Origin of the sequence: Providencia alcalifaciens (genome assembly GCF_915403165.1) — a bacterium.
Lineage (GTDB): Bacteria > Pseudomonadota > Gammaproteobacteria > Enterobacterales > Enterobacteriaceae > Providencia > Providencia alcalifaciens_C.
Window position 1 is genome coordinate 13,045 of sequence record NZ_OU659204.1, and the last position, 25,396, is coordinate 38,440.

At 42.8% G+C, this 25,396-nt stretch carries 20 protein-coding genes; 12 read left to right on the forward strand and 8 right to left on the reverse strand.

The features are described 5' to 3' along the window. Positions 1-59 precede the first annotated feature (59 nt). Positions 60-185, reverse strand: coding sequence for a type B 50S ribosomal protein L36 (gene ykgO / locus LDO73_RS00045; protein WP_006660624.1), 126 nt, complete (start codon positions 183-185; stop codon positions 60-62). Between the two features lie 211 nt (positions 186-396). Between ykgO and nagK the strand changes: the two genes are divergently transcribed. The 5 genes from nagK (at position 397) to LDO73_RS00070 (ending at position 10,283) form a co-directional block, all read left to right on the forward strand. Then, positions 397-1,308, forward strand: a complete 912-nt coding sequence (gene nagK, locus LDO73_RS00050) for an N-acetylglucosamine kinase (RefSeq protein ID WP_224059647.1) — start codon at positions 397-399, stop codon at positions 1,306-1,308. A 424-nt stretch (positions 1,309-1,732) separates the two neighbouring features. Beyond that, on the forward strand, positions 1,733-2,371 hold the full coding sequence (locus LDO73_RS00055) for an OB-fold-containig protein (protein ID WP_224059648.1): 639 nt from the start codon (positions 1,733-1,735) through the stop codon (positions 2,369-2,371). Positions 2,372-2,445: 74 nt separating this feature from the next. After that, on the forward strand, positions 2,446-4,647 hold the full coding sequence (locus LDO73_RS00060; protein WP_224059649.1) for a flotillin family protein: 2,202 nt from the start codon (positions 2,446-2,448) through the stop codon (positions 4,645-4,647). Positions 4,648-4,767: 120 nt separating this feature from the next. Continuing rightward, the gene (locus LDO73_RS00065) at positions 4,768-9,705 is read left to right on the forward strand and encodes a DNA repair ATPase (protein ID WP_224059650.1); all 4,938 of its coding nucleotides are present in this window, start codon (positions 4,768-4,770) and stop codon (positions 9,703-9,705) included. Then, positions 9,705-10,283: a rhomboid family intramembrane serine protease gene (locus LDO73_RS00070; RefSeq protein ID WP_224059651.1), complete on the forward strand. Its 579-nt coding sequence runs from the start codon at positions 9,705-9,707 to the stop codon at positions 10,281-10,283. Before LDO73_RS00065 ends, LDO73_RS00070 begins: the two co-directional genes overlap by 1 nt. Here the strand turns inward: LDO73_RS00070 and LDO73_RS00075 are convergent. Continuing rightward, positions 10,275-10,946: a helix-turn-helix transcriptional regulator gene (locus LDO73_RS00075; RefSeq protein ID WP_224059652.1), complete on the reverse strand. Its 672-nt coding sequence runs from the start codon at positions 10,944-10,946 to the stop codon at positions 10,275-10,277. The genes LDO73_RS00070 and LDO73_RS00075 overlap by 9 nt on opposite strands. Before the next feature lie 74 nt (positions 10,947-11,020). On the opposite strand from LDO73_RS00075, the gene LDO73_RS00080 reads away from it, so the two are divergent. Further along, positions 11,021-12,472, forward strand: coding sequence for an MFS transporter (locus LDO73_RS00080; RefSeq protein WP_224059653.1), 1,452 nt, complete (start codon positions 11,021-11,023; stop codon positions 12,470-12,472). Between the two features lie 45 nt (positions 12,473-12,517). Here the strand turns inward: LDO73_RS00080 and LDO73_RS00085 are convergent, their stop codons facing one another. Both LDO73_RS00085 and LDO73_RS00090 read right to left on the reverse strand, forming a co-directional pair. Beyond that, positions 12,518-14,317, reverse strand: coding sequence for an IucA/IucC family protein (locus LDO73_RS00085; protein ID WP_224059654.1), 1,800 nt, complete (start codon positions 14,315-14,317; stop codon positions 12,518-12,520). A 201-nt stretch (positions 14,318-14,518) separates the two neighbouring features. Further along, on the reverse strand, positions 14,519-16,009 hold the full coding sequence (locus LDO73_RS00090; RefSeq protein ID WP_224059655.1) for an MFS transporter: 1,491 nt from the start codon (positions 16,007-16,009) through the stop codon (positions 14,519-14,521). A 93-nt stretch (positions 16,010-16,102) separates the two neighbouring features. Here LDO73_RS00090 and LDO73_RS00095 point away from each other — a divergent pair, with 93 nt between their 5' ends. Both LDO73_RS00095 and LDO73_RS00100 read left to right on the forward strand, forming a co-directional pair. Then, positions 16,103-16,642, forward strand: coding sequence for a TetR/AcrR family transcriptional regulator (locus LDO73_RS00095; RefSeq protein ID WP_224059656.1), 540 nt, complete (start codon positions 16,103-16,105; stop codon positions 16,640-16,642). Positions 16,643-16,711: 69 nt separating this feature from the next. Beyond that, on the forward strand, positions 16,712-17,593 hold the full coding sequence (locus tag LDO73_RS00100; protein ID WP_224059657.1) for a hypothetical protein: 882 nt from the start codon (positions 16,712-16,714) through the stop codon (positions 17,591-17,593). 71 nt (positions 17,594-17,664) lie between these two features. Here the strand turns inward: LDO73_RS00100 and LDO73_RS00105 are convergent, their stop codons facing one another. Next, positions 17,665-18,312, reverse strand: coding sequence for a helix-turn-helix transcriptional regulator (locus LDO73_RS00105; RefSeq protein ID WP_224059658.1), 648 nt, complete (start codon positions 18,310-18,312; stop codon positions 17,665-17,667). Between the two features lie 192 nt (positions 18,313-18,504). On the opposite strand from LDO73_RS00105, the gene LDO73_RS00110 reads away from it, so the two are divergent. From LDO73_RS00110 to LDO73_RS00120, 3 genes are read left to right on the forward strand one after another with little or no spacing between them, the layout of a single operon-like run. Beyond that, entirely contained in the window at positions 18,505-18,882 is a 378-nt protein-coding gene (locus LDO73_RS00110) for a RidA family protein (protein ID WP_224059659.1), read from the forward strand. Positions 18,883-18,897: 15 nt separating this feature from the next. Continuing rightward, positions 18,898-20,151, forward strand: a complete 1,254-nt coding sequence (locus tag LDO73_RS00115; RefSeq protein ID WP_224059660.1) for an MFS transporter — start codon at positions 18,898-18,900, stop codon at positions 20,149-20,151. A gap of 22 nt (positions 20,152-20,173) precedes the next feature. Beyond that, positions 20,174-21,148 (forward strand): sugar phosphate isomerase/epimerase family protein, encoded by a 975-nt coding sequence (locus LDO73_RS00120; RefSeq protein ID WP_224059661.1) that lies wholly within the window; start codon positions 20,174-20,176, stop codon positions 21,146-21,148. 72 nt (positions 21,149-21,220) lie between these two features. Here the strand turns inward: LDO73_RS00120 and LDO73_RS00125 are convergent, their stop codons facing one another. Then, positions 21,221-22,297: a nitrilase-related carbon-nitrogen hydrolase gene (locus LDO73_RS00125; protein WP_224059662.1), complete on the reverse strand. Its 1,077-nt coding sequence runs from the start codon at positions 22,295-22,297 to the stop codon at positions 21,221-21,223. Between the two features lie 558 nt (positions 22,298-22,855). Here LDO73_RS00125 and LDO73_RS00130 point away from each other — a divergent pair. After that, entirely contained in the window at positions 22,856-24,148 is a 1,293-nt protein-coding gene (locus LDO73_RS00130) for an MFS transporter (protein WP_224059663.1), read from the forward strand. Positions 24,149-24,200: 52 nt separating this feature from the next. On the opposite strand, the gene LDO73_RS00135 is transcribed toward LDO73_RS00130, so the two are convergent. Further along, positions 24,201-24,845 (reverse strand): 3-keto-L-gulonate-6-phosphate decarboxylase UlaD, encoded by a 645-nt coding sequence (locus tag LDO73_RS00135; protein WP_224059664.1) that lies wholly within the window; start codon positions 24,843-24,845, stop codon positions 24,201-24,203. Between the two features lie 50 nt (positions 24,846-24,895). After that, positions 24,896-25,363 (reverse strand): PTS sugar transporter subunit IIA, encoded by a 468-nt coding sequence (locus LDO73_RS00140; RefSeq protein ID WP_154628068.1) that lies wholly within the window; start codon positions 25,361-25,363, stop codon positions 24,896-24,898. Positions 25,364-25,396 lie beyond the last annotated feature (33 nt).

A 25,396-nucleotide genomic window follows, 5' to 3' on the forward strand; every position in this document is an offset into this window, starting at 1 on the left:
AGGAGTATGAATTGCCACGGCGAAAGCAAGGATGCGAAGAAACGGAGACTAACGGAATACTAACCTTGAACGGCTTTGAAACGAGGATTGGTTTTACAAATCACGTAGATACGGCCACGACGGCGCACAACTTGGCAATCAGGATGGCGCTGCTTAGCGGTTTTTAATGAACTGAGGACTTTCACGGTAACTCCCAATAACTATTTAATGTAAATAAAGCGCAATGTAATGTTATAATATAACATATATGGGATATGACAATAATCGAATTAAAATCATCCCGCAATCATTTTTTGGGAAACTTTTGTATACTTAAGCGATTACTGACTCTCTGTCATTATTTATCAAATAGATACATTTCTATTTAATGAAATAGACCAATTTGAGGAAGATGAAATGTATTATGGCTTTGACATGGGCGGCACCAAAATTGAGCTAGCAGTCTTCGACCAGGCGCTCAATCAAGTGTGGCAAAAACGTGTTCCAACCCCCAAAGATGACTATCTCGCATTGCTCAATGCTTTTCGTGATTTAACAACTGAAGCGGATGCGCAATTTAACTGCCAAGGTAAAATTGGTATTGGTGTTCCGGGGATCGTCAATCACTCAGAAGGCGTGGTATTTACGACCAATGTCCCAAGCGCACAATACAAACCTTTCATTCATGACCTAACCAAGCTGTTAAATCGCCCTGTTAAAGTTGAAAATGATGCCAACTGCTTTGCGTTATCAGAAGCGTGGGATCCTGAATTCAAGCGTTACCCTAGCGTTCTAGGTTTGATTCTTGGCACTGGCGTTGGCGGCGGTTTCGTCATCAACGGTAAGGTTTTATCGGGAAAAAATGGCATTGCAGGGGAAATCGGGCACATGAATATGAGTGTTCGTGCCGCGAAATACCTCGGAGAAACCGTACCTGAAATTGTCTGTGGTTGTGGTCAAACGGCCTGTTTTGAAACCTACCTTTCAGGCCCCGGCTTCGAACGCATTTATGCCGCGTTTACTGGTGAGAAACGTGCTGCTATCGAGATTATTGAACGTTATCACAACGGTGATATCGCCGCTAAACAGCACGTTGAACGCTATATGATGGTGCTGGCGATGTTTATGGGGCAAGTTATCACCGTCTTTGACCCTGACTTAGTAGTGATTGGTGGCGGCCTGTCGCAATTTGATGAAATTTATCGCCAATTACCGGAAATAGTCCCTCAATATCTTTATGGTATTGCGAAAATGCCTGCTATTGAAAAAGCCCGTTATGGTGCTTCTGGCGGCGCTCGCGGCGCTGCATTTTTGAATCTCGTCGACTAATTTTCCGCACGTCTTAATACCCGTACTTCATGTCCACGCACCGTTATTTTCGCGCATGATTCCGCAATCGCATCTCTACTCTTTCGACTTATCGAGAGTAGGGATGACCAATACCTCAAAATCGCCAAAATATAATTGAGAATAGTTATCATCTTTGTTAAGTTTAATTAAATTGGCTAATAATCAATAAGTTGAACCTATTTTTCTTTTTCAGATTAACTACAGAAAATTAACCATAGAAATCAGCAAGATAATCTAGAAACTAGACTTGTCCTATATTGTTCATTTGAAAATCACTTATGATAGATTCAATTCTGCTCATTTTTTGATAGGTGAGTAATAAAAATACAATTAAAGGTCATACTCACAGCCGACAGATACCCGCTAAAGTCACATTCAGCCACTTAACTAAAGAGAAAAATAAATGAATTTGTTTTTAGAAAATTGCTTGGCTTTCCCGACCATTATCTTTAGCGGTTTACTGATTATTGTCCTTTTTTACTGGCTATGTGCCGCTTTTGGACTGTTAGATATCGATTTATTTAATATCGATACTGAATTAGATGCTGACGGCATCGATCTCACTGGCTTTGCTGGCTGGCTGACAAAACTCGGTTTAGCCGGAATTCCCGTCACCATTATCTTGACGCTATTTACTCTCTTCGGCTGGCTGATTAGCTACTTTGCTGTGCATTTATTCCTACGTTTTATTGATATGACCTTGCTGCGTTACGCCGTCGGTGTCACATCGCTGGTGATCACCGCCTTTATCTCCCTACACTTAACCGCCATTTGCCTAAAACCAATCCGTAGCCGATTGGTTAACTTGAATAAACCCAAAACGGTTCATCAGCTAATGGGAAAATTGGCCACTGTGCGCTCTGGAGCAGTCACAGAACAAAATGGGGAAGCCACCTTAGAAGATGGCGGTGCCGGGCTAATTTTGCAGGTTAGAGCGCCTAGCTCTGAAAATATTAAACGCGGGGATCGCGTCGTTATCATCAGTTATGACCCACAATCCCACAGTTACCAAGTTGTCACCGAAAACGAATTCAGGCAGTAAACACAGAAAATAAACGACCTACTTTGCTAATTAATAAAGAATGACGACATCGTCAGAACCCATGGAGAAGAAATATGGATTTGGCTGAATACATGCCTTTTTTAACGGTTGTTGGGGGAGTGATCATCATCATTCTTGGGTTCTTTGGTTTATTTAAAGCCTTCTATATCAAAGTCCCCCAAGGTACCGCTCTGATTGTTAATGATATGTCAGCACAACCAAAAGTGCATTTTACGGGCGCGTTAGTCTATCCCGTTATCTACAAAAAAGAGTTTATGCGCATTTCGCTGCTGACTCTGGAAGTGGATCGCCGTGGTAAAGATGGCTTAATTTGCCAAGATAACTTACGTGCTGATATCACCGTTGCCTTCTATCTACGCGTGAATGAAACCACCGAAGACGTATTAAAAGTGGCTAAAGCTATCGGTGTTGAGCGCGCATCTGACCATCAAGCCGTCAGTGCTCTATTCAGTGCTAAATTCTCAGAAGCCCTAAAAACTGTTGGTAAGCAATTAGAATTAGCCAAGCTGTTTGAAGACCGCCAAAGCTTCCGTGACCGTATTGTCAATGTGATTGGTAAAGACCTTAACGGTTATGCACTAGAAGACGTGGCAATCGACTATTTAGAACAAACGCCGAAATCTGCCCTCGACCCGAATAATATTTTCGACTCCGAAGGTATTCGCAAAATCACCGAAATTACCGCTATCCACAATATTGAAACTAACCAAAAAGAACGCGACCAAGAGTTAGCTATCAAAAAGAAAAACGTGGAAACTCGCGAAGCGAGCTTAGCATTAGAGCGCCAACAAGCCGATGCGGAAGCCCGTCAAAAACGCGAAATTGATAATATTCGTGCACGAGAACAAGCCGAAACGCTGCGTGTTCAAGAAGAAGAGCGCCTCAAGTCAGAACAAGCGCGTATTCAAACTCAGCAAGAAATTGAAATCCGTGAAGAAAACCGTATGCGTGAAGTGGAAGTGGCTCAACAGAACCGCACCCGTGCCGTGGCTATCGAGGAAGAGCGTGTTAGCCGTGCTCGCGAGCTAGAAATTGTCGCCCGTGAGCGTGAAGTTGAACTACAACGCATCGAGAAAGAAAAAGCGTTAGAAGAAGAACGTAAGAATATCTCAAACGTGATCCGCGAGCGCGTCGCCGTTGAAAAAACCGTCGCTCAGGAAGAAGAGCGTATTAAAGAAGTCCGCGAAATTTCCGAAGCTGAGCGTATGAAGCAAGTCACCGTCATCAACGCTCAAGCTGAAGCTGAAGAAGCTTTAGTTCGCCAAGTGAAGCGCGCCGAAGCCGATGAAGCTAGCGCCAAGCACCGAGCAGAAGAAATCAGCACCATGGCACAAGCAGAATTAGAAGCTTCCGCCAAACAAGCGGAAGCCAAAAAACGCCTAGCCGAAGGTATTGAGGCTGAACATGCTGCATTAGGGTTAGCCGAAGCACGCGTTCGTCAAGCCACTGCCGAAGCAGAAGAGAAAGAAGGCCTGGTTCAAGCCAATATCACCGCAGAAAAACTGTTAGCCGAAGCCCGAGGCCTGAAAGAGAAAGGCTTAACCGAAGCCCAAGTCATGGAAGCAAAAGCCCACGCAGAACGCGAACAAGGCCTCGCTGAAGCGAAAATTCTCGAAGAGAAATTGGCTGCTCAGGCTCGCGGTGAAGAGCAACAAGCGAATGCAAAAGAGAAACTGGGCTTGGCAGATGCCAAAATTCTGGAAGAAAAACTGGCCGCTCAAGCGCGTGGTGAAGGCCAATTAGGGGCAGCGCAAGCAGAAGTGATTCGCCAACGTCTGAAAGCAGAAGCTGACGGTCTAACTGATAAGTTCCAATCTATGGATCATCTCAGTGACACGGCCCGTGCACACGAAGAATTCCGTATGCAACTTGAGAAAACGTTCGAGCAATCCATGGCATCCATTGAAGCGAATAAAGAAATTGCTCGCGAACAAGCGGATGTACTGGCTGCTGCACTGAGCAAAACCAACATCGAAATTGTGGGCGGTGATGGCGACTTCTTTAATACCTTCTCCAAAGCACTGAGCTTAGGTAAAGCCGTTGATGGGTTTATGGATAAAAGCAGTTTTGCCAAAGATAACCTTGAAAAGTTAGTCAATCGAGTCACAGAAGAGAAGAAAATTGATATCGCATCCTTACTGCAAAACCCTGAAGTCAAAGATTTAATCAATGGCTTTATGGCTGCAAAAGGCGCGCCACAAACAGCGAAAAACATCGTGAGCAAACCCGTGCCTTACGATGATAACCAAAGCTAATTCATCAATATTCCGGCTTTTCAGGTAAGTTTTATACCTCACCCCGCCAAGTTGCAGCACATAGGTAACTTGGCGTTTTATGAGCGTATCTTTTTTTAAGACCAAGGAAATTCGTTAAACATGTCAGAAACCCAAGATGTGAATCGCGAACAGGAAATTCTCGACAGTGCCGTCGCAGAAGGTGGCGCGTACGAAATATTACGCAAGCGCCTAACCGAACAAGGCCAGCAACTTCACCAAAAAGCGGCGCTACTCAACGACAATCGGTTGACTGAATTTGGTCAAAGCCAGATGGACATCATCGGGCGTATCCGTATTCGTACCGAAAATAACTGCCAAGCGAGGGACATTGTCCGTGTCGGTGACTGGTTGCTATTTGGCTATAACGTTTTTCTGGGTCTGAAAAAAGAAACTCACATTGAAGATGTTTTTTCCCTATATCAACTGACTGAAAATGAAGGTGATTTTGATGTAATCTCTGTCCCCTACGAAGAGACATTTCTCAATGATACGCGCTTTGTTCAGGATTTTACTGAGCTGTATACCTATTACAAAAACACGCAATTACTGCAATTAGTTGAGCGCGATGGCAAGCTGTTAGCCAGTTTTCAAATTGGTGATCGGTTAACTGACGTGCGTGTTTTCCGCTGGTCAATTTCCAGCGATAAATCCCGCATCGAATACATCGATAACCGGGGTGAACGTGATATCGCCCTGCCCCCCACTACCGATTTCGAATGGGTACGCACCACGCGGGAAAATACCGTCAATGGCCGTTACCCGCACATTAATATTCTCGATACCGTCTTTGTGGAAACCATCGGCGGCGACCTAACCATCAAATGTGAAAATAATACCGAAGATGGGTTAGGCATCTACCGCGAAGCGGTACTCGATAAAAATCAATCCCTCGATGACGCCCAAATTGAATATGCCCAGACAGGCAGCCTGATTTTACTCAAGATCTTGCCATACCGCGAAGAGAGCTGGCGCTATCTGGTTTACAATATTCTGAACCAAACTGTTCAACGCATTGATGCCATCGGGCAAGCGTGTGTGCAGCTGCCTGAAGATCACGGCATTATCTTCCCTGGGGGCTACTACCTGCAAAACGGTGAGTACAAAACCTTCGAGCAACCGATGGATGGCATGCGTTTTCGTCGTCTACGCCGTTCGCCTAACGGGGAAGATGTGCTATATGTGTTTTATTCCCCAAACCAAGGTCGTATCGCTCTTTTCAATTATAATTTGATTGAACGTAAGCTTGCCGTACCATTAATTGGTCACGGTTATGCCATGCTCGAAGATGGCAAAATGGTGCTATTCGAAGGAGAAGGCGACGAAGCCACCCGAGTTCATCCAATGCAGGTTTGGCAAACCCCATTCTATTCTGACGAGTTTGCCGATAAGCAGCCGCCACGGAGCGGGTTTCTGGGACGTATCGGTAATGCAGATTTAGTCCGTGGGATCTCTGAAATTATCCACATCGCCAAAGAGATTGAAGGCAACCAAGTTTCCGTTTCCCGCTATGAACAACTCAGCCAGCAGCCCAAAAACTTGCTGGATATTTTCTATTGGTTTAACGACGACCAGTGTTTAAGTATTGGCAAACTCTTAAAAGAAATCGCCCAAACCAGTGAGTTGGTACTCGACGAATACGAGAAAGTCGAAAGTATCCGCCAGCAATCCGTCAAATCCATGAATGAGGCTGTCACTCGCCAACGCGCCTTACTGTCCCTCACACTGCCTGAAGGATGGACGGACATTCAACAATTTGTGGATGGGTTAAATGCCTTAAACGCCCAACAAGGGCACCTGATTTCATTGCGAGAATTCCGCTATATGGATCTCGCCAAACTCAGTGAGATGGAAAATGAAATCACCCAAGCACAGCAGCGCGTCTCCCAAGGCACGGCACAATTTCTTGCCAGCGACAAAGCTCTGCAACCGTTTAAAACTCAACTTTCTACCTTTGAAGAGTTAATTGAAAAGGCACAAACCAGCGCTCAGTTAGATGTTCCAATGAATGACATTGAAAAAATGTCAGCGGATTTGGACATGCTCTCTAACTTAATGGCTTCCCTCCGTTTTGATGATGTCACCTTACAGACCCATATCATCGATGCCATTTCGCACATTTATGCTCAGTTAAACCAGTCCCGCGCCCGCCTACAACAAAAACGTAAATCCCAAACCAGTGTTGAGAGCGTGGCTCAATTTGGGGCGCAGTTCCGCCTCTTTAGCCAAGGGATCACCAACGCGTTATCCCTCGCGACTGACCCTGAACGTTGTGATGATCAGTTATCCCGATTGCTGGTTCAATTAGAAGAACTAGAAAGCCAGTTTAGCCATCATGATGAATTTCTTGATGATATTCTGGCAAAACGCGAAGAATTACTGGAAACGTTTGAATCCCATAAACAAGTCCTGATTGATGACCGCCAGCGCCGTTCTCAGAATTTATTAACCGCCGCCGATCGCTTATTAGAAAGCCTTCAACGCCGTACTGTACGCTTACAAAACCAAGATGAACTGAATGCGTTTTTTGCTACCGACCCACTCGCGCAAAAAACCCGTGAAATCATCGAGAAACTACGAGAAATCAACGATAACGTCAAAGCTGATGATATCGACGCCAGACTCAAAGCCTCTCGCGACCAAGCCATTCGCATTTTGCGAGATAAAACCGATATCTTTGAAGATGGCGGTAATATTATTAAGCTGGGACGCCACCGTTTCAGTGTTAACACCCAAGAGCTAGACCTGACTATCTTGCCAAAAGATAACCAACTGTGGGTGTACCTCACCGGAACGGATTTCCAAGAACCGATTGATAACGCCGAACTTGCACAGTTGCAGCCTTATTGGACTGCCAATCTTGAATCCGAATCTGATACCGTTTATCGCGCAGAATACCTCGCGTATTCCATCATCTATGCCGCGGCAAAACGCCAAGATGGCTTGGATTACGACACACTAAAAAGTGCGCTGTCCGCCCCTGAAAAAATCGATAAACTGGTGCGTGATTTTGCGGCTCCACGCTACAAAGAAGGCTACGAAAAAGGGATCCACGATCACGACGCTATCGCGATATTGAAAAAGCTGATCCCGATTGGTGAAAGCGCGGATTTACTGCGCTTCAACCCAACGGCTCGCGCCATCGCGGCGATTTTTTGGCAGCATATTCAAAACAACGAATACCCAGCCCAATGGCCAGAACGCGCCAGAACTGCGATGAATATCCGCCAGCTATTCAATAACGATGATGCCCTTTTAGATCTTCAAGCGGAGATTGAGGCAGATATCAGCTTATTCCTGCAAGATAACCCAATTAATTGCCAAGCTCATGAGCAAGCACAAGCCGCGGAATACCTCAGTTTTGCATTAGCCAGAACGCCGATTGAATTGGTATACAGCAAATATGCGCGGGACTTAGTGACAGCACTACAGACTCGCTTAGAAGAAGCCCATATGTGGTTGGATTTCAACCATTCACAGCAAAACCTTGGCACTCGCTATGCTCAGCGCTGGGCGCTACTGCAAAATTGGCTGCAAGGGTTATGTTCAATTGACGAATTTGCACACCTACGCCCGTATATTCCCGGTGCCATCGCTATTATTATCTTGGATAAAGTGGCATCGGCGCGTTATAGCGAAGCCGATTTATACTTTAAGGTCACTGGATTACTGGGGGATCACCCGACAATCCACAGCCAAACTCTCTCATTGAGTTTGGATGACTTTTTCAGTCGAATGCGCGAACAACGCAAGCAATTTATTCCGGCCTTCCGCCAATACCAAGCGCTGCGTCAGCGTATTGTGAGTCAAGAGCGTAGCCGCCTAAAACTTCATGAGTTCAAAGCTAAGCCACTGAGCTCATTTGTGCGTAACAAGCTGATCAATGACGTCTATTTGCCGATTATCGGTGATAACATGGCGAAGCAAATTGGTGCTCTAGGTGAAAACAAACGCACCGATTTAATGGGTTTGTTACTGATGATCTCCCCGCCGGGTTACGGTAAAACGACCCTGATGGAGTATGCGGCTGACCGCCTTGGTCTGATCTTTATGAAGATTAATGGCCCTGCACTTGGGCATGATGTGTTGTCCCTCGACCCAGAGCAAGCCCCGAATGCTACCGCCCGACAAGAGCTGGAAAAACTCAACCTTGCCCTCGAAATGGGCAACAATGTGATGCTGTATGTGGATGACATTCAACATACTCACCCTGAATTTTTGCAGAAATTTATCTCCCTGTGTGATGGAACCCGTCGCATCGAAGGAGTGTGGAAAGACAAAACCAAAACTTACGATATGCGCGGTAAAAAATTCTGCGTGGTAATGGCGGGTAACCCATATACCGAATCAGGCGAAGTGTTCCGTATCCCTGATATGCTGGCCAACCGTGCGGATATTTATAACCTCGGTGAAGTGCTCGGTGGGATGGATGATGCCTTTGCGCTGAGCTACATTGAAAACAGTCTGACCTCAAACTCTGTATTGGCACCGCTAGCGCTACGCGATTTAAATGACTTGTATTTGCTGGTGGATAAAGCCATGGGCAAATCAGTCTCCACTAACGCACTCAGCTACCCATATTCCGATGCGGAAGTAAATGAAATTACTGCGGTTATTTCCCGATTACTCAGCTTGCGTGATGTGGTACTGAAGGTAAACCAGCAGTATATTGCCAGTGCCGCGCAGTCAGATAAATACCGAACTGAGCCGGCATTCCGCCTGCAAGGCAGTTACCGAAATATGAATAAACTCAGCGAGAAAGTCTCTTCCGTCATGAATGATGATGAATTGGAGAGATTGCTGGATGATCATTATCTTGGTGAGGCGCAATTATTAACAACGGGTGCTGAAGAGAACTTACTGAAGCTGGCAGAATTACGCGGAAGGCTGAATGAGGAAGATGCGGCACGCTGGCAGCAAATCAAGAAAGATTTCTTGCGTAACAAAGCATTAGGTGGTGATAATGCCGATGTGGGTGACCGCGTTGTGACTCAGCTCGCTCAATTGGTTGAAAGCGTACAATCTCTCGGACATCGATAATGCAAACTTGGCTAAGCCCGCGAATTAAATTACTGATTACCCTTGCGGGTTTGCTGATCACTATCCAAATTGCCAATAGCTTAAGTGGCTACGCGCTTGTAGGGTTTGGCATCCAACCAAGAACGCTGCACGGGCTGGTGGGGATTATCTTCGCCCCACTGATCCACGGAGATTGGGGACATCTTCTGAGTAATCTGCCACCATTATTGGTTTTAAGCGCCCTACTGCTACACGACTCCATTCGAAAATATGCTTATGCCAGCGCATTTATTATCGTGGTTGGCGGGGGATTAGTCTGGCTCATGGGTAGAAATGCGCTGCACATTGGCGCTAGCGGCTGGATTTTTGGGCTGTGGGGTTTATTGATTGCCCAAGGTTTTTTCCGCCGCAAACTATTAGATATTATTATCGCCCTGTTGGTACTGTTTTATTTTGGTGCGATGGCGAGTGGGTTATTGCCGGTTCATCAACAAATATCAACAGAATCCCATATTGCCGGAGCCATCGCCGGAATTGCCTATGCGTGGTTAGCTAATAAAAAACTAAAAGCGGCATCACCGACTACCCTTTCAAAGTAACCCGATACACGCAGTAACTCTATACACACAACGCCCTGCGCCATCAAGCAGGTATTGCTCCCGTTCAACATTCACCTGCTCGCCTAATACTTCGCGAAACAGTGCCAATTCAGAACGGCAAAAATTTTGGCACGCGGTTGCTGCTGCGCAGATAGGGCAATGGTTTTCGATAAATAACCAGCTATCGCCTTCCTGTTCAACCTTCGCCATATAGCCCTCTTCACTACGAACCTCGGCGAGTGCAGCTAAACATTTTTCTAATGGCAACCCTTGGCATCGCTCTAAATATTTACTACGGCTTTCTGCTTCTCGCTGTTCAATCAGCTTTTCTAGCCCCGCATCGCCAAAAATGGTTTTTACTGAGTCAATGAGCTGCAAGGCCAACTGGGCATGGGTATCGGGAAAACGTTGATGCCCCAGTTCCGTTAAGATCCAGTTTTGCCGAGGACGCCCAGCACCCGACTGAGCGGTACATTGGACACCTTCCACCAGCCCCAGTGACGTTAATTTATGGATATGCTGGCGTGCCGCCTCCCCCGTTAAACTCAGGTCATGGGCAATCACAGCTGTGGAAACAGGTCCTTTAGTTTTTATGCAAAACAGCACCTTATCCACGGCTTGAGTGAGATTTAGATTATCAAAGTATTTACTTGCTTTATTCATAGTGTAATTTTATTATCCAAGCCAATACTTGGATAATACCCTTTTCTTTACTCTTTCGTCCAGCAGGTCTGCGTATGAGCAACAAAACAGTCACCGAATCCAATAAAAACGGCACCGAACCCAATGAAACAAGCACTGAATCTCAAGGAAAATGGGCCGATTTACTCAGCGGCACTAATGCATTATTGACGATAGCCCTCACAGGTGGCGTCGCACTTCATGCTATCAATATTTATATTGTCACCACGATTTTACCGAGCGTCGTCAATGATATTGGCGGTCTTGAATATTATGCGTGGAACACCACGCTGTTTGTAGCAACCTCCATTATTGGCTCTGCATTATCCAGTAAAGTGCTGGATAGCCTAGGGCCTAAACTCGCCTATCTTAGCGCTCTATTACTATTTTCCTTGGGTGCTATCTGGTGTGCCTCCTCACCTTCCATGCTCACCTTATTAGGTGGGCGCGCCTTGCAAGGACTTGGCGGTGGAATGTTATTCGCGCTTAGCTATGCGCTGATCCGCATTGTCTTCACGCCAAACTTATGGTCTCGCGCCATGGGGGTAATATCAGGTATGTGGGGGATCGCCACTTTGTGCGGCCCTGCCATTGGCGGTATTTTTGCTCAAGGGGGTCATTGGCGCTGGGCTTTTTGGGCTTTATTGCCCGTGGCGGTTGTGTTGGCAATGATTGTTATCAACCAATTGCCGGGGAAAAAATCTCAGCAAGCGCAAATAACAAAAATCCCAATTTTATCGATTTCACTGCTGGTTATCTCCGTGCTTGCTATCTCAATCGGTAGCTTATCAGAAAGCTTGCTCAGCAATCTTATCGGGTTACTCATTGGTATTGCCTTGCTTATCACCATTGCGTTTATTGATGGAAAAAATGGAAAGCGTTTACTACCCACAGGAGCCTACTCCCTGAAAACTCAACTTGGGGTTATTTTCCTGACTATGGGTTTACTGGTGGGGGGAATGACCACCGAAATTTATGTACCTTACTTCCTACAAACCATTCACCAGTTTTCACCGTTGATGGCGGGTTATTTAACTGCCGTGATGGCCGCTGGGTGGACAGTAGGGGCCTTACTCAGCGCCAATAAAACGGGCGTCATCGTTTTACGTATTCTCAAGATAGGCCCCGTTATCATCTTGGTATCATTGGTAATTCTAGCTATATTGACCCCTAACCTTGCTTTAGTCAGCTCCATTTCTTTATTTATTCTCTATTTAATCGCCATGATGGGCGTTGGATTAGGGATTGGTGTCTGCTGGCCACATTTAGTTCTGAGGGTATTTAATGCGGCACCTAAAGGGGAAGAAAACTTAGCATCCTCTTCAGTGATTACGATCCAATTGTATGCAACCGCGTTATCTGCGGCATTAGTGGGCGTGGTGGTCAATAATAGCGGATTGATTAATCCTGGTGGGTTAGTCGGTGCTCAACAAGCCTCTGTATGGCTATTTGCTTTGTTTGCTATTAGCCCATTCTTGGCTGCAATTTTAATTCGTAACGTAAAATAGTTAGGCCGTTGAAGGATACTCAAATGAGAGTATCCTTTTCCCTTGTTAATTATTTTTAAATAAAAACAATGGGTTAGAAAGCTCTCTCGTGAAGTCCTTATTGGTTTTGAACTCCCGTAGAGATAGACACTCAGGCCCATGGATCATTTTTTGTCGATTAATCGCGTATTGCTTAAATGTGGATTTAAATAGGTCTAACCGCGCATATTTTTCTGTATATTCTGGGTGTTGAGCCTGATATTCAAGAATGGTATCCGCCGCCAATTGCCAGAAATCATTCTCTGTTACACAGTCATGTTTATCTAAAATTACCGCCAAATAACGGAAGAAATAATCAAATATTTCAGTCCAGAAATGTTCAATTTTATGACTCTCTTTTACGATATGCGTACATTGCGCTACGGCCTCAGGTAACGGGCCTTCTGGGCTAAAGAAAATCACCTCTTCCGCAATGTCTTTCATAAACATGCCGGCAGGTTTGTTATCTTCGATAATCAAAATCACATTTTCACCGTGAGGCATAAACGCAATATCATGGGCGTAAAATAGGTGCAATTGCGGTAACAAATAACAATCTAAATACGCTTTTATCCATTCCTGACCAGAAAGACCGGAGAGTTTAATTAACTCCACAATAAAAGATTTTTCGTTTTTATCTACATGTAATAACGCCGCCATGGTCATTACACGCTGATTTTTCTCCATTTTATCGAAAACACTTTCTCTCCATAATGCAGATAACATATTCTTTTGCGGTGAAATCTCTGTAATAACCTTTTCAAATAGCGTATCTCTGTACCCTATCGCAGCAACCTCTTTGAGTAGCTTAAAGTTCTTTTCCACTAAATAGCTATCTTGAGAGCATAAATTATCTAGCCATTCATTAATTCCCGGTGTCACTTTCATGGCATAAGGGGAGAGTCCCCGCATAAACCCACAGTTGAAAATAGAGATAGCGAGCTTGATATAACGCTTGTTGGGATGGCTGACATTAAAGAGTGTTCTAATCGATTGTTGAGCAGAATAAGCGTCTAAGCTCATTCCCAAGAAAATAATATTTTTCTTCGCAATATCCGCTGCGAATCGAATTAAGATTTTCTCACGCCATTGCCATTCGTGCACTGGCATCCAATAGTAATCGTCACTCAATACTGCATGTTGATGGACTATGTCACTAAAATAACTGATTTCTTCTGTGGAGAGCTCTGACTGAATAATATCGTGATAACTCAATGAAGATATGGCGCTAAATGTCGCTTTGTCTTTATGAACAGCAATCCAAACAACCTTTTGCTCCGCCATGCATTCTGGCGAGTACATCAACGAATCAATAAAATCGAATCCATAACAGCCTCTATTCGCAATAATCGCGGGATGCCCTTCATCCATACTCGATTCTATTGATTGATAATCCGCGCATACCAGTTCATCTGAGCTAAGACGCTTCCCATCCCGTTTATACGCCCAACCATTTAACGTCGATATTAATCCATCAACATAGGTTGGTAATATCGCCTTATTAATATGAATAAATTCGAGTAATTCAATAAAAAGATCTAAAGCGTCTAAAGGGATTTCCAACCCATCTTTATATTTTTTTATTGATTCAAGACTGATATCCAAATGTGCTAGTAAATATTCTTTTGCTTTAAAATGGTAACAAACGCATTGACTTTCGATATTCAGTACATAATCGCCGTGGCTAGTATGCTCGGGTGTAATGACCCCCTCATGAGTAAGTTCCGTCAAAATCTTCTTTGTCATCACTTTATTCGCCGCGAGCCAACTGTTTTGAGTCAGGTAATTATCACGGAAAATTAAACTATCACGTTGTTCTAGTTGCATAAATCCCCCTGCACTTTCATTCTCACCAGATTGAAAATGCAGAGTAAGCAAAACGCGCTAGATAAGCCATTTTAAAGGGTGTTAGATATATATACTTATTAGATGATTTTAAAATCAATAAAAAGTGCGCTTTTATTCCGCGCACTTTGTTCTCAATTTTTAGACTCTACTATTTAGGCAATATGATTTAGACAAGATTGCTTAGGCGGTACGCTTTTGGCGAAAGAAAAACGGCAACACAACAATACTCACCACTAGCACGATTACCGTGGCAATCATGACAGACATAAATGCGCTATCAAATGCCATACTCGCCTGATTCACTAAGAGACTTGCACTATCTTGCGGTAACCCTTCCGCCACAATTAACGCTTCATCAAGGCTATCATAGACTTTGTCTGCTACCGTTAAACCTGCCGGTAATACCAGCTTGGCGGTATAAACCGCACTCATCAAGCCCCCCATAAATGTCACACCGAGCACGCTACCTAGCTCGTAAGCCACTTCTTCAATGGATGCTGCCATTCCTGCTTTTTCATCAGGCGCATTTAACATAATGGTGGTTGATGCTGTGGTAAAAATGGCACCTAACCCGAACCCAACACAGAATAAGAATGACAGTAATACCAAGCCAGTTGAGGTTTTGAATACCCACGCAACCCCAACCACGCCCACTAATGTGCAAATAAATCCTAAAATCATCATTAGTTTAGCGCCGACTTTATGCAAATACATGCCCGCTAACGGAGACGCTAACACAGACGCAATCGGGATCGGAATAATGTATAACGCCGCCTCGAATGGGGTATAACCTAATACCAACTGCAAGCGCTGACTTAATAGTAGCTCGACACCAACGATAATCACGATGGATAAAATCGCCATCAGAATGCCCGCAAAAAACCGAGGGTCGCCAAGTAATTTGAAATCAATCATGGGCGATTCTGATGCTAATTGTCGGCGGCTAAAAATAACCAGAAAGGCAATGCCGATCGCCCCAGCAATGAGTAACGTGAGCCAATCAATATTGGCTTTTCCAAGCTCTTTCAAGGCGTAGATTGAACCAATCAGCCCCACCAAGATAAACAAAGAGCCTAAATAATCAATCGGTTGCTGTGAATTCCGCGTACTTTTTGGTATTAAAGAAAGTGCAAATGGGATCACCAATAGCACTACCGGTACGTTGATTAAAAAGACGGAGCCCCACCAGAAATGATTGAGTAATACGCCGCCAACTAATGGTCCAATGGCAGCACCACCCGATGCCACAGCAGCCCAAATACCAATCGCCAGCGCCCGCTCTTTCGGATCTAAAAAGACTTGGCGAACAATGGCTAATGTCGCCGGCATACTAATCGCGGCACCAACAGCTAAAAATCCACGAGATAAAATTAAGCTCAATGCGCTCGGTGAAAATGCCGCGCACAGAGAGGCCAATGCGAATAAGGGCAACCCAAGCACAAACATCCGTTTATGACCCACTTTATCACTTAACATTCCCGCAGCAGGCAATAGCCCCGCCACCACTAGCGGGTAAGCATTCATGATCCATAATTTTTCAGACGCTGTTGCGCCTAGGTCATGAGTGAGCTTAGGCAGTGCGGTGTATAGCACGGTGACATCAATGACGATGAGAAATAAAACACTCGATACTAAGAGTAGGATAATCCAACGTTTATAATCTGCTATCATAAAATCTTCTCAACTTGTTTAATTGATCACCTTTATGGATGATCATGCTATAATATAATTCCATACGTACGTATTGAAAAGAGGTTTTTTTAAATGGGACGTCAACGAACCATCGATCGCGAGAAAGTGCTAGAAGCAGCAGAAGAGATTGTGATTAATCAAGGTGCTACCGCACTAACGATTGATGCAGTCGCCAAATCAATGGGGATTTCTAAAGGGGGAGTCCAATACTGCTTTGGTAATAAAGAGGCCTTAATTGATGCCATGTTTGAGCGTTGGAGCCACTCTTACGATGAAATTTTCAGCCGCATGATTGCTCAAGATAATTCCCCTGAAGGCCATGTGATTGCCCATATGAAAGCTACTGCGGACCACGATAAAACCAGTATCGCCAAAGGTGCCGCATTAATGGCTTCTCTACTTCAAACACCCGAATATTTAGAAAGCACCCGTAAATGGTATCGAGAACGTATTGCTAATTTAGACTTATCAACCGAAAGCGGTAAACGCGCTAGATTGCTATTTTTAGCCACTGAAGGCACTTTTATTTTGCGCCATTTTGGTTTGATGGATATTGACGATGCTGAATGGCAGTCAATATTCAGCGATATCGAAAACACCTTTAAATTTTAGGCTAAAATCCATTTTTGATATCTCTAACACTCTCTTTTTTATATTTTTATCTAAAAAGGAGAGTATTCAATGAATAGAATAAGTAATGGGTGTGCAGGTAAAGTATTTCAGCCACATATTGAACAAAACCAATCCGCTTTGGCGAAACCTAAAAATAAAAAAAATGTGTTTATAGAGAGAGTAAACAGGTTGTTTAATACCTGCTTGTTTCATACATTGTTAAAACACCCCAAGAAAACAAAAAATACCGAAATCATCCCTTCCCATCAAAGCTTCGTAAAACTGGCAATCCCTGAAGTTATCCCTCTAAAGACACTCAAAAATACGAATTTAGCGCCAAACAAAGTACACATTGAACCGATCGTACATATTGAACCTATAATCGAAAAAGCGATACCAAGTGAAATAGACCAATTCACAAAAAAATTACATCATCTCAATATCATCTTTAAAAATGATGCGTTCGGCGCTGATCATCGACCTACCTTTTTAGTCAAAAATCACTCGGCAAATCGCACAATCACCCTCAACAGACATAATTATCTTGGTAAGGGGGAATATGGAACTGCCTATCGAGTAGGTGACTTTGTGATTAAAATTCCTCATCGCGATTTAAACTTTAAATACAATAAATATGCGAAATACGATCGCTGCGTCAGAGTATTAAATGAGGTAAATCAAGATATTAACTTTTCTCGTTCTATTACGCTAGCAAACGGCAACATTATTTTAGTCACTAAGTTTATTGATGGAAAATCGATAAAAGGTAAGGAGGCTTTTGATTTTGTTAAATCAAGAGGAAGAATAATTATGGATTATAATTCTGATGGAAATGTAAAAAGAGACAATAAAAATAACACCTATTTAATTGATGCTGATTTTGTCGCGCAACCCAAAAAATTAAATCGAAAACTATCAATAGGCACAATTGATATTTATAAGCGTTATTAGAATCAATGATAACAAGATAAATAACTAAACTAAAAATCCGGTTAACATTAACCGGATTTTATCTGAAAGTATTAGGCATTAATTTTTCGCAAGTGCTTATATATGGTTGCAGAGCTGATACCTAATTCAACAGAAACAATTTTATGAGCCGCTGGAAACTCAAACATTCCACTATCATGGAGTTCTTTGATGATTTCGTAATTCTTATTTTTACTTGGGATATTTTTGTTGGAATAGACCGTATTCTTGATCGGCTCAAGGTGATCCATAATTAACTTATTAATATCCTGAGAAAAATTTTCATTCTTTGAGTTGTGACTGCTGCTCATCAAATCAACCATGGCATTCATCGGCATGTCCAATGCCCAGTTCATGCACACCATTCCAATAGGTTGATTATCTAAGTTAACAATCAGTGTGGAAGAAGAACGGAAAGGTCGGATACTTTTGGTATTAAAGTAAACATCCCACGATGAATGATTCTTTTTAAATCCTGCCAACTTTTCCAGCGCGATATTGGTCACTGGTGCCCCAAGAGTTCTTCCTGTTAAATGCCCATTCGCAATATGAATCACTGAACTGTGTAAATCTTCAAAACTGTGTAGAACAACTTCACAATATGGCCCCAAAAATTCACCAAGGCACTCAATCATCGGAATATATGATCGCAGTAATTTGCGGTCATCTTCCGTAAACACATGATTAATACTCGTTTCCATATTTGTTAGCCTTCAATAAATTGATTTATTAATTTTAGATAATCAAGTCAACTATTTCAATCCTAAAAACCAAATCACCTCACTGAGTAAACTATTTTTTTACTTAATCAAATTATAGACGCCCATCACGGTGTTGAATTTTTCCATGTGGTTAAATGCTGATCATCAAATAGCGTCATTAAAGGAGTCAATATGATCATCTCAACCACCAATGCCCCAAAAGCCATTGGTCCTTATTCTCAAGCAAGACAAGTGGGTAATACCGTTTATATTTCTGGCTGCTGCCCTTTTCATCATGAAGATGGATCCGTTGTCGGAACAGACATCACGGCACAAACCCATCAGGTAATGAAAAATCTACAAGCTATCGTTGAAGCAGCGGGTTTAACCATGAATGACGTTGTTAAAACCACCTGCTTTATCAGTGATATGAATAACTTTGCGACATTTAATGGAATTTACCAATCCTATTTCTCTGAAGGTATCTACCCTGCCCGTTCATGTGTGGAAGTTTCTCGTCTACCAAAAGATGTATTTATTGAAGTTGAGGCTGTCGTTGTAAAACAATAATAACAAGGCGGATGTATGAATAAGTGGATAAGACTTAGTTTTCTCATTCTTGGTGCTGGAACCATTTTCAAATTATCCAGTATGAAAGATGTTTTCTATGTTCCTATGCAGCAAGATTGGGGACTGACAAATGCTCAAATTGGTTTCGGTTTTACTGTTTACACTATTGTTCAAACCATTGGTCTATTTTCATCGTTATATATTGCGGATAGATTTTCTAAAAAAATTCTTCTACCCGTAGGATTAATTGGTGTTGGGCTTTGTGGAGCATACTTATCCACACTTCCGCCATTTACAGGCTATCTCATCTCATTTGCCGTGATGGCCTTATTCGCCGATGTGATTTATTGGCCTGTATTGCTTAAAGCCGTTCGTTTGCTCGGTGATAAAAAAGAGCAAGGTCGTTTATTTGGTTTCCTAGAAGCTGGCCGCGGCATTGTTGACGTGATCATTGCTTCCGGTGCGCTGTACGTGTTTGTGCTATTTGGTGAAGGCAAAGCAGGTATGCAAGCCGGGTTGATGTTCTATACCATCGTAACGGTATTAATCGGGGTCATCACTTATTTCATCGTGACCGATGATGATAAAAAAGTGGTTGAAAACGCGTCTGATGCAAATAAACAAGTTATTGAAGGGATTAAAAGTGTCATTAAATGCCCTAACCTCTGGTTAGCATCGATGACTATCTTCTTTATCTATGCATCATACTGTGGATTGACTTACTTCATTCCATTCTTGAAAGATATTTATGCACTACCCATCGCATTAGTGGGTGCTTACGGGATTATTAACCAATATGCACTGAAAATGGTCGGTGGCCCAATTGGCGGTTATTTATCTGACAAAGTCTTTAAATCGCCAACCAAATTCTTGCAGTTCACCTGCTTATTAGCCGCAGCCGCGATGGCGCTGTTCATGCTACTGCCTCATGAAACCATGAACGTTTATTTAGGCATGGCTGCGACATTAGGATTTGGTGCAATTATTTTCTGCCAGCGCGCTATCTTCTTCGCTCCAATGGAAGAAATCGGCACTAAGCGTGAATATGCGGGTTCTGCGATGGCATTTGCTTGTATTCTTGGTTACATGCCAGCTATGTTTGCTTACGCTATTTATGGTTCATTCTTAGATAACTACCCTGGCATTACTGGTTATAACTTTGTTTTTGGCATGATGATCATGTTCAGTTTGCTCGGTTTTGTGACAGCTAAAATCTTAACTAAACGCATCAAACAACGCGAAGCTGCCGCTATTACAGCCAATGAATAGAATTGATATTACAGGTGAAAAAATGAATAACATCGAAGCTAAGAAAATTGTTGAACGCATTGACTCCATGCCGCTGTATCTTCACGCTTATGCATTCCATTTAAATATGCGAAAAGAACGTGTATTACCCGATGATTTATTAGAAATCGCGAAAAAGCTCCATCTTACTGGCGCAAAAATCCATGTTGAAGACGGTGAGACTCAATCACTGAAAACCATGAGTGATGAACAACTCGATACCTTCGGGAAAAAAGCCAAAGCGTATAATCTCGACCTGAAAATTGAAACCAGTTCATCCGCAGCAAGCGCTATTGATGAAGCTGTGCATATCGCGCTAAAAACAGGGGCAAGCTCTATTCGTTTTTATCCTCGCTATGAAGGACATTTACAAGATGTATTGCAAAAAGTGAGCGCGGATATTCAATACATCAAAGAGACCTATGAGCATACAGGGCTGAAATTTGTTATTGAACAACATGAAGATTTAAAAAGTCATGAATTAAATCAGTTGGTTGAAGATGCTAATTTCCCTAACTTTTCATTACTGTTTGATTTTGGAAATATGTTTAATGCTAATGAGCTTCCGCTTGAAGCATTCGAAAACATGAAAAACAACATTACCCAAGTGCATATGAAAGATGCGATACGCGTTCCTGAAGGCAAAGGTTTTGGTCATAAAGCCAGTCTTTCTGGTGAAGGGGAAGTTCCCGTCAAAGCATTATTAAAACAATTGATTTGCTTAGGTGATGAACAACCTCAAGTGGTTTCATTCGGTTTAGAAGAGGAAGTGGATTACTATGCGCCAGCATTTCGTTTTGATGATGAAGGCGATAATCCATGGATCCCTTACCGCGGTGCTAGTGAAACCCCGATGCCAGTCGAAGGGCTCGATATGCGGTTAGAAAAAGAGTTGAATGATGCTATGAATCAGCTCACTTTCATTCGAAATATTGCTCAAGAATTAAAGCAAGAAGCACTCAAAGTTCTTAATCAATAGCCCTTCTTTCCATCATAAAAAATCCGATAATATGATGAATGTTATCGGATTTTTTGCGATTAAATTAATGGATTACTTCTTATCATACACACTCGGTACAAACACATTTCTTTCGATCATTTTCTCGATTTGCTTATTTAAAATGGTTTCTCGGTAGTGCTTATGATTGCCTTGTGGCTCATGTAAGTAGGTGTTTTTCGGGTAAATTGGCGTTTCATAAATGAGCTGAGCGCATTCAGTTCGAATGTCTTTTAACCAATTACTTACTGAGGCATTTGCGCGGTGATGGCGCATCGCTTCGATATCAATGACCCCATAAACATAGGTAGAACCGTTAGTATCCTCTTGTTTACCCACAATTTTACCCTTGTAGTCCACAATCAGCGATCGACCACCACCACAGTCAATTGGCGCTTGTGTGGTTGGGAACATATACATTGAGCCAATATTCGGTGCCACTACATAAAAGTTATTTTCTAACGCACGGGCGCGGTTAGAAATTTCAAATAGGTCATTTTCAGTAAATGGTGTCGGTAATGAGGCGCGATACACTACTTCTGCCCCATTTAATGCCAGACCACGGCCGTTTTCAGGGAAGTTTCCTTCCATGGCCATCATTATCCCTAATCGGCCAATTTCAGTATCAACAACTGGCCAGAAAGATTGTAATGAACGCCCATATTTTTTTATCCACTCATCGTACAGATCATGAGGCGATGCCGAACGTTCACACGGCAGCAAAGAGGACATTTTATAGTGCTTCAGGATAATGTTGCCTTTGGGATCAATAATAAACCCAACGTTAAACATAATACCCGGCCAATCTGGGTCACGGGTTTTTGCTTGCGCCATGATGTACACATTTTGAGATTTCGCTAATTCACCCAATCTGTCAGTCTCTGGGCCTGGGATATCAATCGCGCCATCTTTTAAAAATTCAGCAATAGGTAAATCCAATGCTTCATCGTTGAAACCTTGTAAAGCCCCCTCAGGGAGGACAAGTAAACGAACCGGGAGATCCAATGAAGATAGCCACAGCGCACCGTGAGATAGCTCCTCAAGATGGTCGATATTTTTCATAATATCGCTACGCGTTTTTATTCCCCACGTTGTTGGTACTAAACCCACTACACCATATGGCTTTATCATAATAATTCTCCGATTTTATTTTCGATTTACCTGCATTTGGTATTGTTCAAAAATCAAACTCATCGAATATTATTCACATGTTAAATTTATGTCAAATAAATATTAAATTACATTTTTTGGATATTCACACTTAATCTGTTCAATATTTAACACTAATATTTAAAATAAAAAAACAAGCTATAAACATATTAACAATCTAGCGAAAGTCTTATTATCTATAAATATAACCCTGCGTTACTTTATTTAAAATAACAGTAAAATCAATGCAGTGTATCTTTATTGTTATTTTTAATTTCTCCATGGAATCAATATAGGAAAACATTTTCATTCTTAAGAATAGAAACAAAAATAGCGAGCAATCTTAAGTTTTACTAATATTTAATCAAAAAACAAAAACTGCAAAAAATATCCTATTTCTGCATTTATTGTACATTTAATTAACATTTCTATTGTGATTTAACTTAAAAAAGTAAAGTGTAATGTCGGCTTTTCAGATTTAAAAATATACGTACTTGCCATTAAAAAAATATCGGTCGAATAACGATTAGAGAGTGATTTATGACAATACAAACATCTGAAATTACATCTGTCTCCTCAAAACGCACGACCTTTAAAGTCATGCTGGTTTGCTGGCTAAGCATTTTATTTGAAGGTTATGACGTGGGGGTGATGGGTGCGGTTTTACCCACACTCTCTGAATACAAAGAGTGGAATTTAACGCCTATTGAATTAGGTGCCTTAAGCAGTTACACCCTCGTGGGAATGTTCTTTGGTGCTTTTATTATCGGAACGTTAAGCGAGTTATATGGTCGACGACGCATGCTATTAATCTGCGTTACGCTGTTTTCGTCCACCATGTTAGCCACCGCTTTAGCGCCAACACCTTGGTTTTTTGGATTAATGCGTTTTATCGGTGGAGTCGGACTTGGGGGCGTGATCCCCGTTGCCGCCGCTCTCACAATTGAATATTCACCAACAGAAAAACGGTCGTTTAACTATGCCATTATGTACTCAGGTTACTCTCTGGGTATCTTATGTGCCGCATTAGTGGCGATTGCTATTCTTAGCCAATTTGGATGGCGTGGCGTAATGATGGTCGGGTCATTACCTTTATTATTAATTTGGCCAATGTCCCGCCTGTTACCTGAGTCTATTGAATACCTCAATAACCGAGGGCAACACGAAAAGGCGAGAAAACTAGCGGAGAAACTTGAAGTCGCTTATCACGAACCCGTGAAACAAGAAAAACAATCTTCCCGTAGCTTAAAAGAAGTGGTCGCGATTATCTTTTCCAAAGATTACCTGCGAGCAACCTGCTGTTTTTGGGTCGCACTGTTTTGTGGTGGATTTATCGTTTACGGCTTAAATACGTGGCTGCCATCCATTATGCGCAAAGAAGGTTATGATCTCGGCTCCAGCTTAACCTTTTTAGTCGTGTTCAGTTTATCTTCTGCGCTAGGTGGGTTATTCCTCGGGAAAGTCGCCGATAAATGTGGTGCTCGCGGCACAGTTGCCTTCTTCTTTATGCTAGGCGCGATGGGTATTGGATTGATGGTCTTCAAGCAAAATATTTATATGAATTATTTACTTGTGGGTCTCGCGGGGATTGGCTGTATTTCTGCACCATTAATTTTGACGGGCTATGTCGCCCATTTCTATCCATCCAGTGTGCGGGCATCCGCAACAGGTTGGACAATGAGTATCTCCCGTGTAGGTGCCATGTCCGGCCCCATGTTCGGGGCTTATATTGCCAGCCTTGGTGTCGCCAGCAGTTGGAACTTTGCTGCATTCTCTGCAATGACGGTAATAGGCGGTATTGCTGTAATGCTACTTCCAAGTAAACGCTTATAAACCAAAAACAATATCCCCTCGGTGATTTCGAGGGGATATTTATCAATACCAATTACCAGAAACGAGCAATTTGTTCACGCAATGCTTCTGCGGTGGCTTTTCCTTTTTCCCCAACCAATGCACGCCCAGCAATAAAGGCTTTAGCTTTGATGCCTTCGAAAAGGTGAATATCTTCTGGCACAATCCCGCCAGTTATCGACAATTCGAGTCCTAAATCAGAAAGTTGGCGCATTTTGATGAGATCTTCAGGCCCCCAGCCCACTCCAGCTAACTCAGCATCACGAGAACGGTGGTAAATCGCCTGTTTGATTCCTAAATTCACCCAGCGCTGCGCATCGTCTAATGTCCAGTTGCCATACAGTTCAATTTGAATTTCACGACCAAATTCATCCGCCACTTTTTTACACGCAGTGATAGTGGCAATATGTGCTGCTGCCGAAACCGTGATCCAATCCGCGCCTGCTTCGAACGCCATTTTCGATAAAATCGCACCGCCATCCGTGGTTTTCATATCGCACACAATAATGTGTGATGGATGATTTTTACGTAGGGTTGAAACTGCATTCATACCTTCCGCAAAAGCCAAAATAGTGCCAATTTCAATCACATCAACAAAAGACTCCACATTATCAGCAACCGCCAGCGCATCTTTCAGATTGGTTTGGTCTAATGCAATTTGAATTAAAGGTTTAGTCATTTGATTATCCTAGTGTTTTAGATTAAATCGGGTATCTGGTGAATAACGGCTTAAGCCAATGCGGCATCAATCACCTGATAGACCTCATCGGCACTGGTGCAGCGGCGAATTTTATCGAGGTCAATCCCCGTTTCACTCTCTTCATCATCCAGTACTTGAGTCACTTCCATTAAGCCTTCCATATGTTCATCAGAAGAACTACCCGCAAGTGTAATAAGGACATCCACAGGCTCACTTTCCCCATCAAATACAATCGGTTCTTTTAATGTCACCAAGGCAAATGCGGTTTTTAAAACGCCATTTTCTGGGCGAGCATGAGGTAAGGCTAAATTAGGTGCAATACAGATATAAGGGCCTAACTCTTTGACGCTGCTAATAATGGCTTCATGGTAATCCGGCAAAATCGCCCCAGATGCGATGAGCATATCGGTGCCAATCTTAATCGCATCCTGCCAATTATCCGCTGAGGCATGTAATTTAATGGAGTTGTTATCCATTAGAGATTGTTTGAAACCCATGGCATTGCTCTCCTATAGTCATGGATATTCATC